Source organism: Calothrix sp. PCC 7507, from assembly GCF_000316575.1.
Taxonomy (GTDB): Bacteria; Cyanobacteriota; Cyanobacteriia; order Cyanobacteriales; family Nostocaceae; genus Fortiea.
In genome coordinates, this window is the sequence record NC_019682.1 from 1,867,374 (window position 1) to 1,884,980 (window position 17,607).

The following is a 17,607-nucleotide window of genomic DNA, read 5'->3' on the forward strand; positions in this document are numbered from 1 at the left end:
TAACTTTTTCTCAACTACGCGATCGCATCACAACAATTCAACAAAAGTACGCCCATTCCTTACTTAATGTTCTGTCCTGCTAAAACAGCTGGCCCAGCTGTCACCACGACTATTTGATCTGGGTGGAGTAACTCATGGGCTGCTTGATTGACTTCGGTTAAAGTGACTTGTTGGATTTTTTGCGTGAAAGCACGAAGTTCTTCTATATTGAGTCCATACACCTGATTCATCAGAATTCTTTTGGTTAATTCCTCTGGGTTAGCGAGAGAAACATTGTAATTGCTGATGAGGGTGCGTTTAGCTGTTTCTACTTCTAGTGGGGTGACACCTTGCTGATGGATTTGCTTGAGTAGTTGGCGGGTGCTGGCGATCGCTTTATTGGTATCTTCTGGGTTGGTTTGCATCTCAATCAAAAATGTCCCAGAATTCTTACCTGCTTGGAAGCTGCTATAGATTCCATAGGTTAAACCAAGGCGATCGCGTATTTCTGCCCCCAATCTACTAGATAAGGTATCACCACCTAAAATTTGGTTCATGACTAGGGCTGCATAAAACCGGGGATCTAGACGATTAATGCCCGTGTAACCCATATAAGTCACAGATTGGGCTTTACCTGGAAGGACTGGGTTAACGCGCACCAGTTTTTCTGGTTTTGCTACTGCGGGATATTTTAATGTGGGTGCTGGACCATTAACTTGCCAATCACCAAAATCGGCTTTAATGAGCGATCGCACTTGTTCTGGCTCAAAATCTCCTAATAACACTAGCACTGTAGTATCTGGGCGATAATGTTGCTGCTTGAAAGCAATGACATCCTCACGCTTAATCTGCTTCAGACTCTCCTCTGTCGGAAAGGTGTGTAAAGGATGTTTTTTCGGATAAACCGACTGCACAAACGTTCTAATTGCTACTTCCGATGGATCATCTAATTCCATTTGTAGAGTAGTTAAAGCTTGTTGGCGATTCAATTCCAACTCTTTTTTGGGAAATGTACTATTTTTGACGACATCTGCCAGAGTTTGCAGGAGAACTGGCAAGTCTGCGGCTAAACTATCACCCTCGATCCGCATACCTTCACGGTAGGCGTCAAAATCCAGAGTTGCGCCGCGTTCTTCTAAAGCTTTGGCGATCGCCATCACATCCTTCGTTTTTGTGCCATTGGTTAAATTCTCTGCCACAAAAGATGCTAGTCCCGCTTGATCGTCAGGATCAAATTCTGTACCTGCTTTGATGTAGCCACTCAGGGTGATGGTGGGAGTACTTTTATCTTTCAGCAACAATACTTGTAGACCGTTGTCAAGTGTAAATTGCTGTGGTAACTCTCGCACCTCTACATCTATCGTCTCGTCTGTAGCTGGTAAGTACTTTAACAACTCATCTTGATTGATAGTTCCGCCTGTTAAAAAAGACTCTGTCGCTTGTGCTGAAGGTGGTTTAGTCACTAACCCCTTTGTTTGCTTGCGGGTTGGTTCAAACCAGCCGACTATACGTGCTGATTTTTTGAGGTATTTGTTAGCTACATCGACAACATCTGCTGCTTTCACTTTACGGATAGCAGTTAAATAGAGTTCCCTATAGCGATAATCACCAGCAGTCGTCTCATCATACCCCAGTTGCATTGCCTGATTGGTGACATCGCGGTTAGTTAAAATTACGGTAGCTTCTAACTGTCTCTTGGCTTTATCTACTTCCTCTTGGGTTACTCCTGATTTTGCCAGACGAGCGATCGCATTATTCAATATTGAGTCAATTTTTTTTAAGTCCTGATGCGGATCGGTTGTCACTAAAATTTCATACCAGCCAGATTCCCGCAAGCTAGTCACATGAGCTGCAATCTCACTAGCTAAACCTGATTCTACCAACACCTTATAAAGGCGGGAATTTCGTCCTTCTGTCAAGATGTAATCCATCACATCCAGCGCTGGCACATCTGGTTGATTGACATCAGGTAAAGGATACACTACCTGTAACAGAGACGCTCCTGCTCCCGCTTCGCGTAACACTATAGGAGTGTTGAGTGCTGAGTGCTGAGTGCTGAGTGCTGAGTAGTCTTGCCTATTGCCTATTACCCCTTGACTCCGCGGTATCTTCCCAAATAATTCTTTAACTACTTCCAGAGTTTTCGCAGTCTGAAAATCGCCAACAATCACCACAGTGGCATGATCAGGCGTGTAGAAGTTGCGATAATACTTCTGCACTTGCTCAACCTGAAATTTCTCGACATCGGCTTTAGTTCCACCAACAGGTAAACCATAAGCATGATTCGGAAACGCCGCCTGCATGACTGCACGATTGAGGCGATATTCTGGACTATTTTCATAACCCTGTAACTCCGATATCACCACCCGCTTTTCACTGGCTAGTTGTTCGACATCAATCAGCGAATTTTGCATTCTGTCTGCTTCTAGCACCAGCAACGCTTTTAGCTTATCCCGTTCCACAGTGCCATAATATGCTGTTTGGTCATAGCTAGTGAAAGCATTCGAGTCACTACCTAAAGCACTAAACAACTGTCCAAATTGAATTGGACGGGTTTTCGTGCCTTTAAACATCATGTGTTCTAATTGGTGAGCAATGCCATTTACGCCTGGTTCTTCATTGCGCGAACCCACCTTGTACCACACTTGCACAGTTACCACTGGCGAGGTGTGTACTTCCTTTGTTAAGACAGTCAGACCATTTTCTAATACTATTTTGCCGACGTTTTCTGTCACTTTTAGCGGTGTTGTTTGTTGTGCTATCACTGTTGACTGAGAATTTAGCCATTTGGATGCGATCGCATCTTGGCTTTCAGCAGGTTTATCACTCAATAAAAAAACTGCCATCATCCACAGACTTAACAGTAACAAAGGAACGCGATATCGATACAAGGCAGAAAACACAGACATGTATTTTTTTATTGTATGTGTAACTTAATTTACATATTGATTTTTGGTGATAAGTATATTTTAGTCTTTCTGAGGGGATTGATGGCTGTTGACTGATGACTGGGGAAGAAATAACTCTTGACTCCTCCCTCCTGACTCCTCCCTCCTCCCTCATAAAAACCGAATAAATTCTAGTGGTAAGCCGTCAGTGTCTGCAACGAAAGCTACTTCTAAAATGCGATCGCCTATTTGTTGCTGCATTGGCTCTAAAAGCACTTGCAGAGGTTGAAACTGTTCTGGTTGGCTTTGAGTTGCCGCTATCAAACGTTCTTGTAAACTTTTCAAAAAATCAGGCAAATCTGGGGTAATTTCCGTTAAATCGAACGATAAATGATAATACCCTACATAGTGTTCATCTGCAAATGCATCTGGTGCTGGTTTTGGTTCAGGGATTTGGATCAGTTCAATTCTGCCGCCCAATCCTTCCATCCAACAAGCCAGGGTGTAGCCTGTGGTGAAGCGTTCACAAACTGTAAAACCCAATTGCTCATAGAAAGCGATCGCCCGGTGAATATTCGCAGTCCGAATAGAAGCGTGGTGCATAATTTTGTCAGTTATCAGTTATCCGTCATCAGTCATCAGTTACTTGTACTGAGCGAAGTCGAAGTATCAGGCTGTTCACTGTTAACTGATGACTAACAACTGAATTTTTACTCAAATAACCTAAAATAAGGGTAGCGCACAGGCACACCAGGCTCTTTCTCTAAGTCAAAATTAATCACTTCCCAAGAAGGGTCTTCTGCCACATCAGGGCTAAACTCCACAGGTAAACCGTAAAGTCGCGCCGATGCACCTTCCGGTTGTCCAGAACGCCAAGGGCTACTCCGTTCTAAATAGCCACTCATCAGTTCTTGATAGCGCCGTGCAATCACTACCCGTGTTGCTCGGTAGCCTTGGGTATACAGCTTATCTAGTGCCTCGTGAATTTCAAACCGAATACCATCGGGATGAGTATGTTGCCTATACCAGTCATTATTCCACCTTCGCCAATGACGGCCCGACTGTAGATGGATTAACTCACCAGTTTTAGGATCTGCCTCAAATGCCCCATGACGGGGACATAAGTAAGTATCTGTTAGTGTCAGCGCCGGAATTGTTTGACGACAGTGAGGACACTGAATTTCCGGGCCAAAAATTGGGTACTGCAAACCTGGATTCATCATGAAGTGCATAGAAACATAGTTTTGTCTTCACCAGCACCAGTTGGTTGGATTTTACACTTCGGCTCTGCCACTTTGGTTTACCTAATTACTGCTATACAGTCACTGAGTCGTGGAAGGAACCTGATTCAGCAGTGTCACCCTCCCCATAGAGGCTTGACCCTGTGATATTCTGGTTGTGCAACCAGCCTTAAATGTTGGAGTTTCTCCAGTGTTCCTGGGTACCATATTCTTATTCTATCGTGTCTACCGCTTCTTACTGGTCGTCTCCCGATTTTTCTCTAGCTGCCTTTATTGCCACCAATGCAGTTGTGATTGGTTCGGTAAACATTGCCGCAGGCGCTAGCATCTGGTATGGAGCCGTGGTGAGAGGAGACGTAGAACGTATTGATATCGGCGAATGCACAAATATTCAGGATGGTGCTATTTTACATGGCGACCCTGGTTTTCCCACAATATTAGAAGACCATGTCACCGTGGGACACCGTGCAGTAGTGCATTCTGCTTACATTGAACGGGGTAGTTTAATTGGCATTGGCGCGGTAGTTTTAGATGGAGTACGAGTGGGCGCGGGCAGTATTATCGGCGCTGGTGCAGTCGTCACAAAAGACGTACCCCCATTATCTTTAGTCGTGGGTGTTCCTGGCAAAATATTACGTCAAATAACCACAACTGAAGCTGCAGAACTCATCGAACACGCCGAACGTTACCAAAAATTAGCCTTAGTTCATGCTGGAAAAGGTACTGATATTGGGTTCACTGCGTGAATGGGGCATTGGGCATGAAGAAATAACTCCTGACTCCCAACTCACATATTAAATATTCTTTACACACAGGTCTGGAAAAATTGCCCACTTCGTCTAACAATAAAAGTGAGAGCAGTTGACAAAAGTTTAATTTATTTAACAGAGGGGTTCTAAAAATGGACATCGATTTCCGTCTAGCGATCGTTTTAGCACCAATTCTCATTGCTGCTGGTTGGGCTGCTTTTAACATTGGTGCTGCAGCTTTGCAACAACTGCAAAACTTCTTAAATAAAGAAGCCTAAATTCCGCTTAAAATCAATATTCTCTAGCCGACTGTTTCTCTTCACAGAGACAGTCGGTTTTATTTTCATTTGGTATTTGGTATTTGGCATTGGTCATTTGTCAAGGATTATTTCGCCACTCCCCTGTCAACCGTCAACCGTCAACAGTTGTGAATATCAACTCACTCGTAAGCCCGTTTCAACGTTTTGGTATTAATCTGGGACTCTCGCGCATTTTCCAGTTATTAGCAAATCTCGGTAATCCCCATCACCAAGTTCCGGTAATTCATGTTGCGGGGACTAATGGCAAAGGTTCTGTCTGTGCTTATCTTTCTGCGGTACTGACAGAAGCTGGTTATCGCACTGGACGGTATACGTCTCCTCATCTAGTTGATTGGACAGAACGCATCTGCATCAACGAACAGCCAATTAATTCAGATGAGTTCTCGCAATTAATACTCCAGGTTACAGCCGCTATTTCTCCTGATGAGGAGTCACCAACTCAGTTCGAGGTTGTCACCGCTGCGGCTTGGTTATATTTTGCCCAGCAAAAAGTTGATGTAGCAGTGGTAGAGGTGGGTTTAGGAGGGCGCTTGGATGCGACAAATGTCTGTTCTCAGCCGCTAGTGACAATCATCACTTCTATCAGCCTCGATCATACACAGCAACTAGGCCCCACGATCGCCGATATTGCTAGAGAGAAAGCTGGGATTCTCAAACCTGGATGTCCTGCTGTGGTAGGGCCATTGCCAGAGGATGCCGAAAAAGTTGTGCGATCGCTTATCCTCAAATTACAATGCCCAATCTTTACGCCGCAACCCTCCCGTCAAATAGATTCAGGATGGGCAGAATATAGAAAAATTCAAAATTCACAATCAATTAAATATCCTTTGCCATTACAAGGCAAAATTCAATTAACTAATTCAGCATTAGCTCTAGCTGCTTTAGAAATTCTGCAAACACAAGGTTGGCAAATTTCAGAATCAGCCATCATCAACGGTATAGCAAAAACTAAATGGCCAGGACGCATTCAATGGGTTACCTGGAAACAACATAAATTATTATTAGATGGCGCTCATAACCCCGCAGGTGCCCAAGTCTTACGCGATTATGTCGATACACTAGATACATTAACGGTGACTTGGGTAATGGGAATGATGGCAAATAAAGACCATGCAGACATTTTCCAAGCTTTATTGCGAGATGGGGAAAAATTACTACTCGTACCAGTACCAGATATCGGTTCAGCTAATCCAAATGAATTAGCTAAATTAGCTATTGACATTTGTCCAAAATTAAGTTTTTGCCAATCATATCCCGATTTAAATTCAGGATTAGAAGCTGCTTTTGCTAACACAAATGATTGGGTTGTATTGTGCGGTTCACTATATTTAATTGGGCATTTTTTAAGAATGGGGAATAGGGAATAGTCAAGAGGCTAAGAGTCAAGAGTCAAGAGTCAAGGTTATTTTTCTAAATGCCCAGTCCCCAATCCCCAGTCCCCAATCCCCAATCCCCAATCCCCTATCCCCTACCGATTATTCCACTGTTGCGCTGCATCTTCTACAGCTTTATCTACCGTTTTTTCTCCTAACATTGCTGCTTGTAAGTTTTCATAAAGTGCCTTTTGCAGCTTCTTAATATCCTTCAATTTGGGGGTTAATATCTCTGCTTGTTGCAGTTGTTTAGCACTAATTATCCGCCCTTTTTCGACTGTTGTGGCATTAGCTGGAACATCTTTAAAGTAGCTATTTGATAGAGATTTGATTGTAGATGGTAAGACATTTGCCGCTTTGGCAAAAGCTAATTGATTGTCGTCATTGGTAACAAATAGGGCAAATTTGACAGCAGCTTCAGGTTGTTTGCTTTCGCGGGGGACAATTAAGTTCATCACAGCGACATTTTTCTTACCTGTGTCGCCTGTGAGTTGCGGGGCGATCGCAGAAGCTTGAGCAATTTTTGGCGCATTATTAGCGATCGTCTTGAGAAACTCCGGTCCAGAAGCTAAAAAGGCTGTTTCTCCACCTTGGTACAAATCGATCGCATGACGATGTCCTTGAGTTAACACCTCTTTTGGAAGTAGCCCTTTTTTATACAAATCCACCCAATACTGAAAAGCCGCCTTACCCTGTGGGGAATTAAACGCCGCTTTACCATCGGTATCCACTAGGGTGACTCCCATCTGCACAAAAGATTCCATCACTTCACCAGAATCTTGCGGTACAAAAGTTACAAAAAAGGCGTATTTGCCCGTCTTATCTTTAATTTGTTGTGCTGCTAGTGCCAATTCTGCATAAGTACTAGGGATTTTACTGACACCTGCCTGTTTTAATAAATCGGTGTTATAAATGGTTAGCCGTGTGGTGAGGTACCAAGGAATACCAAAACTTTTACCATTGAGAGTACTAGCTTTCCAAATATTTGGCAGATAGGAAGAACGAATTTCTGGTGAAACCTTTGTATCCAGGTCTAACCAAGCATTTCGCCCTGCAAGTTGGGAAGCAAAATCCGGGTTGAGGTTCACAACATCAGGTGGCGTTTTTGCTGAGACAGCTGTTAAAATTTTGTTCTCCATCGCTGCCCAAGGTATATCAACCCAGTTCACCTTTATACCTGGGTTCTGTGACTCAAAAGTCCCAATCAGGCTTTGGAAGTAACCAGTAAATTGAGGTTGGAGTTGCATTGTCCAAAACTCAATATTTGCTGCTCCAGAAGAAGCCTGTTTTGTGCTTGTGTTCACATTGCCTGTGCTACAACTGACAATCCAGCTAGTTAATAAGCCGAGCATTGCCCAAATGGTAAATTTCTGGAATTTTTGAATTTTAAACATTTTACTAGTATTTTTACGCTTGCTGATGGTGAAAAGCTTATGCAGAATTGTCGAGATTATAGGGTGAGTTGAAGTATGAAGTATGAAGTATGAAGTGTCAAGATTTTTTGGACTTTGGAGAGTCAACTTAGAAAGTACCTGCAGGGTGGACAATGCCCAGCAAAACCCGGAATATGGTGGGCATTGCTCATCCTACGGACTACGGACGAAAATCCAAAAACCCAAAATTGTTTGACATTTTCATAAGTCCCATATCATTTGATTTTTCAACTTAGCAGTTCAGCGAGCAAAACTGTGGTGAAAAGTTTCAATAGTCTATTTGGCAAATCTAATACAGGGGTCGGTATTGAACTTGCACCAGAACGGGTGAATATAGTTCAGCTACGCAAACAGCGCCAAGGCTTAAAAATAGAAGCATTGACATCTGTGCCAGTTCCAGAAGGATTGGTTAAAGATGGTCAAATCGCCGACCCCCCAGCCATGGCCGAGTTAATTCAGCAGGCGCTGGCTGACAGCAAAATCAAAGCTTCTCGTGTTGCTACTGGTGTACCAGGAAGAGATTCGATTGTACGTCTAATTCCTGTGCCAGCAGAGTTAGATGACACAGAATTACGAGATATGGTGTTAAACCATGAAGCCAGTTTGTATTTACCCTATCCTCGTGAAGAGGCTGATGTAGATTATCAGAAACTTGGGTACTTTGTAGATGAAGATGGCATTGAAAAGGTACGCGTACTCTTAGTTGCCACCCGTAAGGAGGTGACGGATACATATATTAGTACATTTGAGCAGGCGGGATTACAGATCGACGTTCTAGAGATTAACAGTTTTGCGCTATTGCGGACAATTCGCGAACAACTGCGGCAATTTGGGCCACAAGAAGCAGCGGTGTTAGTTGATATAGAGTTCGACAGTTCCGAAATTGCCATCATCGTTAACGGAGTCCCGCAATTTTCCCGCACAGTGCCTATAGGCACTTATCAAATACAAACTGCCTTATCGAGGGCGATGAGCTTACCCACATCACGAGATATGGAACTGTTGCAGGGAATGACAATTATCCCAGCTTCTGTGGAAGATGGGAAAACTGGTGTAACTGAAATCAATCCTGGTATGGGAGCCATATTAAGAGTCTTGGGAGAAATCACAGACGAGCTGCGCCGTTCCATCGATTTTTATCTCAATCAGAGTGAAAACTTGGAAGTAGCGCAAATTTTACTAGCCGGTCCAGGGGGCGGATTACAAGGGCTAGATGAGTTTTTTACTCAAAGATTAAGTTTACCGACTACCCAAATTGATCCTATCGGATCTTTGTCCATCGCTGTTGATGAGGAAAAATACCCTGTGGTGCAACGCTCTGGTTTAGCAATAGTGCTTGGTCTAGGAATGCGAGAGGTTTAACAGCAATGTATAGTCTCGATATTAACTTTCTTAAAGACCGCCCTAATGGTCAGCAAAAGCCTTCTAGAGGAGGCAAAAAAACTGCATTTCCTGCTGGGAATTTAACACCAATCTATTTGGGAGTTGCTCTGGGAGTGTTTTTGCCTAGTGTGGTAGGAGTCGGTTGGTGGTTGTTACAAGCGAAAAACGGTGAGTTGGAGCAAAAAGTAGCACAACTGGATCAAGAGAACAAGCGATTAGATACAGCAATAGGGAACATTAACAAAATTCGTGGAGAGATAACCCAAGTTAAAAGTGAAACACAAGCTTTAGTCACAGTGTTTGATCAGATTCGTCCTTGGTCAGCCATGTTACAAGATTTTCGCGATCGCATCCCAGCCGCAGTGCAAATAGATGCTATTAAGCAAACCCCACCCACAGCCGGAGATAAGGGCCAGCCATCACCTAATCCGGCGGGGGGAATAGAAATAACTGGATTGGCGCGCTCTTTTAATGATGTCAATGACTTCATCTTGACGCTGCAACAATCTCAGTTTTTAAAGCCCACAGAAAGCAAAATAATCACAGCAGAGTTAGTCAATGCACCCTTACCAGCAGGCAATAGTGGAAATACCGCATCCATTCCGCCACCGCAATTAGTTAAATACACTATCCAATCCAGTCTTAGTGACATTCCCGCTTCTGATTTAATTCGGGAGTTAGAAAAAAAAGGCACAGTGGGACTAGTAACTCGAATTCGCAGTATGCAACAAACAGGAGTCATTGCCAAATGACCGTGAGTGATGATTTTAATTTTGCAGAGCAAAACGGGGAGTTAGACGCTCCAGCCTATCCTGTACTTTTTGGTATTAGCTTCACACCTCTAATTATTGGCATCATAGTTGGGTTTTTGGGACTGGGTGGAGCTATTTACATGGCATTAAATATGGTGATGCCAGCATGGGAAAGTTATCAACAACAGCAAGCAAAATCCAACGAATTGCAAGCACAAATTGACCAAAAAAATGCCAGTCTTAAACAAATTGATAAAGTAAAAGAGGAGCTAAATCAGGCAAAGCAGCAACAAGTCCAGGTTCTAGGTTTATTTTCTAACGAGAAAACCTTAGATACATTGCTATTGGATCTAAACCGATTAGTTGAATCTGGAAATGTGCAAACACCCACCAATTTGGTGAGAGCCAAACTGAAAAAATTCGTGCCAATTGGACAGAAACCAGAAACAGTTACTGATGGCAGTCTGGGAACACAGGTAGACGGTAAGTTAAAACGTAGCAGTATTAGTATTGAAATTGTAGGGACTTATGAACAAACACAATCGATTATTCGTAACATCGAGCGTTTACAGCCTTTATTGATAGTTAGAGAATATCAATCCACATTGGCTCCAGCAGATCCTGTTTCCCCATCAGACAAAGAAGTCCGGAAGATTAAACCACGAATGATCAATACATCCTTCCAGTTACAGGCGTTGATGCCACTTAGTCCAGAAGAAACAGCAGCAGCCGCTAAACCAGCACCTAAGAAGTAACAGTTTTACCCCCCTTAATCCCCCCGATATATTGGGGGGAAACCGGAAAATCTAGTTCCCTCCACAATACATACGGGGAGGGTTCGGGTGGGGTAACACTTACATCTCAAACCAGGCGAGTAGGGTGGGCACTGCCCACCACAACCCTGATACTTGGTACGAGGCATGATAGGCAACAAGCAACAGTATCTGTAGGGTGGGCACTGCCCACCAAGACCCTGATACGACGAAGAGGGTTAGTGGTAAGCGCCAGCTTTAGCACTCAGTATTCATAAGAGTGCAGTAATTCAGAGTTATTTTGTCAACAAGGTTTTATCAGGTGAGGAATGAACTGTGAAACAACTTCACGGTAGTAGTTTAATATTTGGCACTGCTGCTTTTGTATTTTTGGCAGCGCAACCAGTATGGGCACAGATTACTCAAATTACTGAGGTTCAGCTAAATCCAATTAATGGCGGAATTAGCATTGATTTAAAAACTTCTTCAGGTAGTCGCCCACAAATTTTCACGACCAAAAGAGGTAAATCCTCGGTTGCAGATGTAATCAACACGCAACTACGTCTACCACAAGGCAACAATTTTCGCCAAGATAACCCCGCGACGGGAATTGCCTCAGTTGAGATTGTTCAGCTTGACGCTAATAGCATCCGGGTGGTGGTAACTGGAAGCAACGATGCCCCCAATAGTCAACCTGTGGAGCGCAAGCAAGATGGCATTACCCTCGGTTTTACTCCATCTACAGGGACTACGGCAGCAACACCAAGACCAACAGCACCTATAGGTTCATCGGCTCCTACTCCATCCCAACCAGGTAACAAGCCGGATGTTCTCGTTCCCAATCCTGTAGTCACAATTGACGGTAAACCTGCACAGCCAAATGGGCCTGGTCAACCTGTGAGCCAGGCTCCACCTTTCTTGCCTAGAGCTGTTGCTCCACCTGTGGGAGATATTGCCATTTCCGCTACTGATGCTTCTCCTAGCACCATTGACTTGGCGACTCAGGAACGGGTGCCACGTCTGGTGTTGCGGGATGCACCAGTGCGGGAAGTTTTGTCACTCCTGGCCCGTGCTGCTGGTCTGAACTTGGCTTATATTAACAGTGCTGCAGATGGACAACCGGCTGGAGGTCAGCCAGGTGCAGCTGCGGCTGGTGGTGGGCAGACAATCTCTCTAGATATAGAAAACGAGCCAGTGCAAGATGTGTTTAACTATGTCTTGCGTTTGAGTAGTTTAGAAGCTAACCGCAGTGGTCGGACAGTGTTTGTTGGGCCGAAATTGCCTAATTCTACCCGTGATTCAGTTATGCGTAATCTACGGCTGAATCAGGTAACGGTGGGAGTAGCTTTAAACTTTTTGGTAGGTTTGGGAGCAGAAAGCGCTATTAGCCGTGAACGGCTTGTTACCAGCGTTAATGCCATCCCTGTAGGGACGGGAGCAGCTCCCATCACCCAAACTCAGACAACTACGGAAACTAAACTAGAAACTCAACGTGCTGATTTTAAAGACTCTAATCCATTGCTTAGGGGTCTACAGGCACTGGGAGATGAGCGCACGAATTCTCTCACCTTGATTGGTCCTCCTAGGCTGATTGAGATTGCGATCGCTCAACTCACTCAACTTGATATCCGCCGTCGTCAAGTGGCAGTCAATGTCAAAGTTATTGATGTGAACCTCAATAACGTCCAAGATTACGGTACTAGCTTTTCCTTTGGGCTGGGCAACACTTTCCTATCTAATAATGGCGGTTTAGCATCTGTAAGTTTTGGTGGTTCTCAACCAATTAGTAATACTGATATCAGCAGCGGTGTTAGATCAGGAATAAATTACAACTCCTTTCCTACAAATTTCCTTGCAAGTTTGACCGCTCAGGTTCAAAGTCGTAACGCCAAGATTTTGACTGACCCAACTTTAATTGTCCAAGAGGGTCAAACTGCTAATGTCAAGCTGACACAAGAGGTGGTCGGAAACATTAAGAACGAAATCACACGTGGTGCTGATACTTCCACACAAACGGTTACTCCTGAGAAAGCAGAGGTTGGATTAACCTTAGCTGTCAAAATTGATCGGATTGACGACAATGGTTTTGTTTCTCTATCGGTTGCTCCCATTGTTAAAGCACCCCAGTCTTCAGAAAACATTAATCTGGGAAATAGTGGTAGTCAAAGAATATTTTTAATATCTGAGCGATCGCTCAATTCTGGCTTGATTCGTCTGCGAGATGGTCAGACACTTGTTCTTTCAGGTATTATTCAAGATCAAGATCGAACAACTGTTTCTAAGATTCCTATCTTGGGCGACATTCCCCTGATTGGTTCGCTCTTTAGAAAGACCAACAGAGATAATCAACGCCAAGAGGTGATTGTATTACTCACTCCTCAGATTTTAGATGACTCTGAGCGCTCCTCTTATGGCTATAACTACAACCCTAGTCCAGAGGTGAGGCAAATTCTCGAACGTCGTGGTTTTAAAGCCCCTGGTAAGCAGTAATCGCAATTTACTAGTCTTTGCTAGGTATAGTCCAATACGTTTCGGTTAAAAATTTTCGTAGTAGTGCGTCCACAGTGAACTACCTACAGCGCTCTACGAGTCGCTGTAGGCTTCTGGCACATTTTTAATGTTTCCAGAACTTCCTTCGAGGTACTATTGGTAGTAGATTCAGTTACTACCAGATTCCCTCTACGGCGTTTTATTGTGGGGAACAGTCCCAGCCCCACACGCTTTATGTTGATTCCAGCATTAATATCTCTGTCAACCCAAAGCGATTCGATTTCATCCCAATATTCACGAATACTGCAATCAGTGAAGACAAAATTATCACGATATGCGAGTAGCTGAGATGTATATGCAGGTTTAACTGCTATCGTCCTAGCCCCAGTTTTTGAAACTATGTATTCTAGGATTGTGAAAAATTGCCCGAATGCAGCGTCATTCCAAGATTTATTTAATCCAGATTTAGCTGATTGACCATTTGGAAGGTAACTACCATCTTCATCTTGTTTAGCTTTGTTCCTTTTCGATAAAGCTTTTAGATTTAAATCTTCGTGTACAAAAACTTTTTTACCAGTTCTTACAAGAGTATGGGCAGTTTTAAAAGCGTGGTCTTTCCTTGCTCTGGCTATGCGCTGATGTTCCCGTGCTTCTCGTTTTGCTAGTTTACGTCTTGGTCTACTGCCTTTCTTTTTGATAGCTTTACGACGCGAAACTTTAGCGAGACGTTGTTCAGATTTTCTGAACGATTTCAGTGCAGGAAGTTTGGTATTTTCGCTAGTAGCAAGATAATCATCTTCATGCAGTACCGCATCCAATCCAATTGTGTTTCTCCACGTTGGCACTATTTCGTCAGGCGTGAACTCCGGTACATTTGGGTCTTCTAGGCAAATAGTTAAATACCACCCATCAGCTTTTAAGGTAAGCAATGCATTTTTGAGCGTCAGCCCTTCAGGCAATGGTCTATGTAGTCGTACTTTTACCCACCCATTAAGTTTAGAGAAAGATGCAAATAACCAGTCTTTTTCTACACGCTCTATGGTTATAGCTTGACCTTCTATTTTCAGGGTGCGATACCGAGCAGCATTCTTAAATCGTGGCTTACCACTACGATTGCCGTTACCATCCCCCTTGATAAAACGCCCAAAAGCCAAGTCTACTCGTTTGCAAACATCTTGTAATGTTTGGGAGGGTACACGAGAAAAATCTAGTAACTCCCCAGAATGAACAACTTTTATCAAATCTTCTTTGATAATTGGTAGCTGTTTTTTCTGAGAGTAAAAATTAGGATTATCCCTTAACTGAGGTAATGGGCAAATTAAAGGACAGGCGTTGATATTGTTGCGGTTATTTTCCCACCAATCAAACCTATCCCCTAGTTGCTTGTTGTACCAGTACTGGCATATTCGCAACCAATAATTAAGTTCTAGCTTTTGATTGGTATCTGGATAAGCTCGATACTGATAGTTAAGCAACAAAGTAAATCACCTCCTACCGTTAATCACTGTTGTTATTTTAGGCTACAGTGATTATGACAGAGTTCTTGAAAAATTTGTGAAAAATGATTTTGTATCACAAGGGAGGTCTGTCAGTGACCTCAAAGCTCACCTAGTCTTAACAACAAAATATCGTCGCAAAGCTATCACAGGGGAAATGTTGAGTCGATTACATGTCATCCTTGAAGATTTGTTACTCAAGTGGGACTGCAAGCTTGTAGAGTTTAGTGGCGAATCAGACCACGTACACCTGTTATTTCAATATCATCCTGACTTACAATTAAGTAAGCTGGTGGGTAATATCAAATCAACTACTTCCCGCAGACTCAGACAAGAATTTTCAACCCACCTGAGTCGTTTCTACACCAAAGATGTCTTTTGGAATGGGTCATACTTCATTGCTAGTTGTGGTGGCGTAACTATCTCATCTTTAAAACAATATATTGAAGCGCAAGACAAACCTGAAAGTGGCGACTCCTCATCGACCCCCTGTCCTGTTAATCCTGCGGATTAATTTGGTTGTGGGTCAATTCGTCATCGCCCAAAAATTCATCCCACACTGCCCTTCAGGTCAGATGTGGGGCTTCTTTTTGTTTTAGCTAAAATGTTGGGCTGATACCATTTCACTTTCATAATGATGCAAACACGTTGCTCAGGGCGCGTAGACCGCGCCCCTACGATAAATCTGTTTGTATCAACTTTTTCATGAATGACTAATTAATCAATCGATTTCTACTCAACAAATTAAGGTATCTGCACTACTACGGTCTGTTTCATAAGTTCTGAGAGCTTTGTGGTGTTCAGATCCCCGACTTCTTGTAGACACCCGTAGGGTGGCTTGCCGCAGGGTAGAAGTCGGGGATCTCGCATAAGAGCAAAATTAATGATATGAACAACTAGATGGCATGAACCACTAGTTGATCTAGACGTAACCAAATATTTGGTGTTGGCACTGTCCCGAACTTTACCAGGGCATAATCACCTTTGACATCTAAAATTTCGCCTTTGCTGTTGAATAAGTAGTCGGGAAAGCGAGAATCACTGGCTTTTGCTTCTAGACTGTTTTCCAACTTTTCTCGGATAGCATGAACCATATCTCCTTTTTTGACCGCCATAATTTCCCCTCTTGAGTGCATTTGCTGTACCTGCATTGTAATCAAGAATGAGGAACTGTTAACTGTTAACTGATTATTGCTGACACTGGGAACAAAAGTGACTAGAACGGCCACCTAACTTAATTCGCTGTATTAAGTTGCCACAAACTCTACAGGGTTCTCCAGTGCGGTTATAGACTAGGGCTACACCGCCATAGTTACCGTTGACACCTTTGACATTGAGAAAATTACTAAAAGTCGTGCCACCTGCGGCAATACTGGCTTCTAATACTTGAATAATCGCAATTCGTAACCGCTCAATTTGCGATCGCTCTAAATTTGTACAGAGAGTTTCTGGTAGAATTCCACTCTTGAACAGCGCTTCGTCGGCATAGATATTACCTAACCCCGCCACGACGGACTGATCCAACAGCGCTGTCTTAATTGGACGGTGGCGATTTTGCAGTTTTTGCGCCAAATAATCAACAGTGAATTCCGGTGAAAATGGATCTGCTGCGAGTTTACCTAAACCAGTAATGATAGTTTCCACGACCACATTTGGCGGTACCCACCACATTTGACCAAAGGTGCGCTGATCAACAAAACGCAATTCCTGTTCATCCCCAAAAAATAATCTTACCCGCGTGTGCTTGTGTAATGGTTCATCTCGATGTAACCACAGTAGTTGACCTGTCATTCGGAGATGCACGCCTAGCCAGCCGTTGGCAGAGGAGGGGGAGGATGGGGTGAGTTCGGCGAGGAGATATTTGCCGCGACGATGCCAAGTAGCGATGGCGCTCCCTTTAATTCCATGAATAAACTCACCAACAGAAAACGGGTGGGCGATCGTGCGATCAAGCAACACATCACCACCCGTGATTTCTCGATTGAGGGTCAATTGATTTAGACCCCGCCGGACTGTTTCTACTTCAGGCAGTTCAGGCATTTAGTACTGATAAGCAACTTGATGTTGTTGGGAGATTTAAGGAAGAAGAAATCAGGAGGTGGGAAAATCGGGAGAACTAATTCTGCACTATCCCCATACAATTCCATCATCCCATTAAATCAGTTATCAGTTATCAGTTATCAGTTATCAGACGCATCATAGAACACTGATAACTGTTTACTGTTGACTGTTCACTGTTAAACAATCCCCTAGTAGCTTAGTTGCTTACTTTTTTGCCTTTGCCGCTGGAGCCGCAGTTTCCAATAATTCATCTGGTGCGAAGTTATTGGTGTTAATCCCAGAGTAATTTACTTTATCAAACCGGACGATTACTGAGTATTTGATGCCGCTTTGGTCGATAGAAGCCACAATTCCTTCATCTTGGAACCAGTAGGATTCCGGTCTGAGAATGCGTACTTTAGAACCACGTTGAACCATGATTATCTTCCCTTTTAATTATCAATCGCCAATATATGGGGCTAATTGATTTCACTCTACAACCTGAAGGGCGCTACCAGAAGCTTTGTTAAGTTATTTGTCTTACTAGTCATTTGTCAGTGGTCATTTGTCAGTGGTCAAGGGTCATTTGTCAAGAGTCAAGGGTAATTAGTTATTTCTCCCTCATCCCCCTGCCCTCATTTCACAAGCGAGTACTCACACATAAATGAGGTGTCATACCCTTCTTGACAAAGGTCATATGATCGATTAACT

16 protein-coding genes are annotated in these 17,607 nt (G+C 43.4%); 8 read left to right on the plus strand and 8 right to left on the minus strand.

The features are described 5' to 3' along the window. Positions 1 to 59: 59 nt before the first annotated feature. The 3 genes from CAL7507_RS08210 to CAL7507_RS08220 all read right to left on the minus strand — a co-directional run bounded on the left by CAL7507_RS08210 (position 60) and on the right by CAL7507_RS08220 (position 4,090). Positions 60 to 2,888 carry a pitrilysin family protein gene (locus tag CAL7507_RS08210; protein WP_015127999.1) on the minus strand — a complete coding sequence of 943 codons (2,829 nt, stop codon included), beginning with the start codon at positions 2,886 to 2,888 and terminating at the stop codon, positions 60 to 62. 150 nt (positions 2,889 to 3,038) lie between these two features. Continuing rightward, positions 3,039 to 3,470 (minus strand): VOC family protein, encoded by a 432-nt coding sequence (locus tag CAL7507_RS08215; RefSeq protein WP_015128000.1) that lies wholly within the window; start codon positions 3,468 to 3,470, stop codon positions 3,039 to 3,041. Positions 3,471 to 3,577: 107 nt separating this feature from the next. Then, positions 3,578 to 4,090, minus strand: coding sequence for a TIGR02652 family protein (locus CAL7507_RS08220; RefSeq protein WP_015128001.1), 513 nt, complete (start codon positions 4,088 to 4,090; stop codon positions 3,578 to 3,580). Between the two features lie 239 nt (positions 4,091 to 4,329). On the opposite strand from CAL7507_RS08220, the gene CAL7507_RS08225 reads away from it, so the two are divergent. The 3 genes from CAL7507_RS08225 (at position 4,330) to CAL7507_RS08235 (ending at position 6,544) form a co-directional block, all read left to right on the plus strand. Continuing rightward, positions 4,330 to 4,854: a gamma carbonic anhydrase family protein gene (locus tag CAL7507_RS08225; protein ID WP_042341983.1), complete on the plus strand. Its 525-nt coding sequence runs from the start codon at positions 4,330 to 4,332 to the stop codon at positions 4,852 to 4,854. Positions 4,855 to 5,009: 155 nt separating this feature from the next. Next, complete coding sequence (locus CAL7507_RS08230; RefSeq protein ID WP_015128003.1) at positions 5,010 to 5,135, plus strand: photosystem II protein Y; 126 nt, start codon at positions 5,010 to 5,012, stop codon at positions 5,133 to 5,135. Positions 5,136 to 5,284: 149 nt separating this feature from the next. Then, on the plus strand, positions 5,285 to 6,544 hold the full coding sequence (locus CAL7507_RS08235; RefSeq protein WP_015128004.1) for a folylpolyglutamate synthase/dihydrofolate synthase family protein: 1,260 nt from the start codon (positions 5,285 to 5,287) through the stop codon (positions 6,542 to 6,544). A gap of 101 nt (positions 6,545 to 6,645) precedes the next feature. Here CAL7507_RS08235 and CAL7507_RS08240 read toward each other — a convergent pair whose 3' ends face one another. Continuing rightward, on the minus strand, positions 6,646 to 7,944 hold the full coding sequence (locus CAL7507_RS08240; protein ID WP_015128005.1) for a sugar ABC transporter substrate-binding protein: 1,299 nt from the start codon (positions 7,942 to 7,944) through the stop codon (positions 6,646 to 6,648). A gap of 294 nt (positions 7,945 to 8,238) precedes the next feature. Here CAL7507_RS08240 and pilM point away from each other — a divergent pair, with 294 nt between their 5' ends. From pilM to CAL7507_RS08260, 4 genes are all read left to right on the plus strand, one after another. Continuing rightward, positions 8,239 to 9,345, plus strand: a complete 1,107-nt coding sequence (gene pilM / locus CAL7507_RS08245) for a type IV pilus assembly protein PilM (RefSeq protein ID WP_015128006.1) — start codon at positions 8,239 to 8,241, stop codon at positions 9,343 to 9,345. Between the two features lie 5 nt (positions 9,346 to 9,350). Then, positions 9,351 to 10,118 (plus strand): PilN domain-containing protein, encoded by a 768-nt coding sequence (locus tag CAL7507_RS08250; protein WP_015128007.1) that lies wholly within the window; start codon positions 9,351 to 9,353, stop codon positions 10,116 to 10,118. After that, complete coding sequence (locus CAL7507_RS08255) at positions 10,115 to 10,873, plus strand: hypothetical protein (protein WP_015128008.1); 759 nt, start codon at positions 10,115 to 10,117, stop codon at positions 10,871 to 10,873. The genes CAL7507_RS08250 and CAL7507_RS08255 overlap by 4 nt, the downstream gene beginning before the upstream one ends. Before the next feature lie 333 nt (positions 10,874 to 11,206). Further along, complete coding sequence (locus CAL7507_RS08260; RefSeq protein ID WP_015128009.1) at positions 11,207 to 13,360, plus strand: type IV pilus secretin family protein; 2,154 nt, start codon at positions 11,207 to 11,209, stop codon at positions 13,358 to 13,360. Between the two features lie 83 nt (positions 13,361 to 13,443). On the opposite strand, the gene CAL7507_RS08265 is transcribed toward CAL7507_RS08260, so the two are convergent. Continuing rightward, positions 13,444 to 14,838, minus strand: a complete 1,395-nt coding sequence (locus CAL7507_RS08265) for an RNA-guided endonuclease TnpB family protein (protein ID WP_015128010.1) — start codon at positions 14,836 to 14,838, stop codon at positions 13,444 to 13,446. Positions 14,839 to 14,914: 76 nt separating this feature from the next. On the opposite strand from CAL7507_RS08265, the gene tnpA reads away from it, so the two are divergent. Continuing rightward, complete coding sequence (gene tnpA, locus CAL7507_RS08270; RefSeq protein WP_015128011.1) at positions 14,915 to 15,370, plus strand: IS200/IS605 family transposase; 456 nt, start codon at positions 14,915 to 14,917, stop codon at positions 15,368 to 15,370. A gap of 382 nt (positions 15,371 to 15,752) precedes the next feature. Here tnpA and CAL7507_RS08275 read toward each other — a convergent pair whose 3' ends face one another. The 3 genes from CAL7507_RS08275 to CAL7507_RS08285 all read right to left on the minus strand — a co-directional run bounded on the left by CAL7507_RS08275 (position 15,753) and on the right by CAL7507_RS08285 (position 17,334). Beyond that, on the minus strand, positions 15,753 to 15,971 hold the full coding sequence (locus tag CAL7507_RS08275) for an NAD(P)H-quinone oxidoreductase subunit O (RefSeq protein ID WP_015128012.1): 219 nt from the start codon (positions 15,969 to 15,971) through the stop codon (positions 15,753 to 15,755). Between the two features lie 73 nt (positions 15,972 to 16,044). Continuing rightward, complete coding sequence (locus tag CAL7507_RS08280) at positions 16,045 to 16,896, minus strand: DNA-formamidopyrimidine glycosylase (protein ID WP_015128013.1); 852 nt, start codon at positions 16,894 to 16,896, stop codon at positions 16,045 to 16,047. Positions 16,897 to 17,121: 225 nt separating this feature from the next. Beyond that, entirely contained in the window at positions 17,122 to 17,334 is a 213-nt protein-coding gene (locus CAL7507_RS08285; RefSeq protein WP_015128014.1) for a photosystem I reaction center subunit IV, read from the minus strand. Between the last annotated feature and the right edge of the window lie 273 nt (positions 17,335 to 17,607).

Coding starts and splice junctions, on each gene's coding strand:
- CAL7507_RS08210 (WP_015127999.1), bottom strand. CDS start 2,888: ATGTCTGTGTTTTCTGCCTTGTATCGATATCGCGTTCCTTTGTTACTG.
- CAL7507_RS08215 (WP_015128000.1), bottom strand. CDS start 3,470: ATGCACCACGCTTCTATTCGGACTGCGAATATTCACCGGGCGATCGCT.
- CAL7507_RS08220 (WP_015128001.1), bottom strand. CDS start 4,090: ATGATGAATCCAGGTTTGCAGTACCCAATTTTTGGCCCGGAAATTCAG.
- CAL7507_RS08230 (WP_015128003.1), top strand. CDS start 5,010: ATGGACATCGATTTCCGTCTAGCGATCGTTTTAGCACCAATTCTCATT.
- CAL7507_RS08240 (WP_015128005.1), bottom strand. CDS start 7,944: ATGTTTAAAATTCAAAAATTCCAGAAATTTACCATTTGGGCAATGCTC.
- CAL7507_RS08250 (WP_015128007.1), top strand. CDS start 9,351: ATGTATAGTCTCGATATTAACTTTCTTAAAGACCGCCCTAATGGTCAG.
- CAL7507_RS08255 (WP_015128008.1), top strand. CDS start 10,115: ATGACCGTGAGTGATGATTTTAATTTTGCAGAGCAAAACGGGGAGTTA.
- CAL7507_RS08275 (WP_015128012.1), bottom strand. CDS start 15,971: ATGGCGGTCAAAAAAGGAGATATGGTTCATGCTATCCGAGAAAAGTTG.
- CAL7507_RS08280 (WP_015128013.1), bottom strand. CDS start 16,896: ATGCCTGAACTGCCTGAAGTAGAAACAGTCCGGCGGGGTCTAAATCAA.
- CAL7507_RS08285 (WP_015128014.1), bottom strand. CDS start 17,334: ATGGTTCAACGTGGTTCTAAAGTACGCATTCTCAGACCGGAATCCTAC.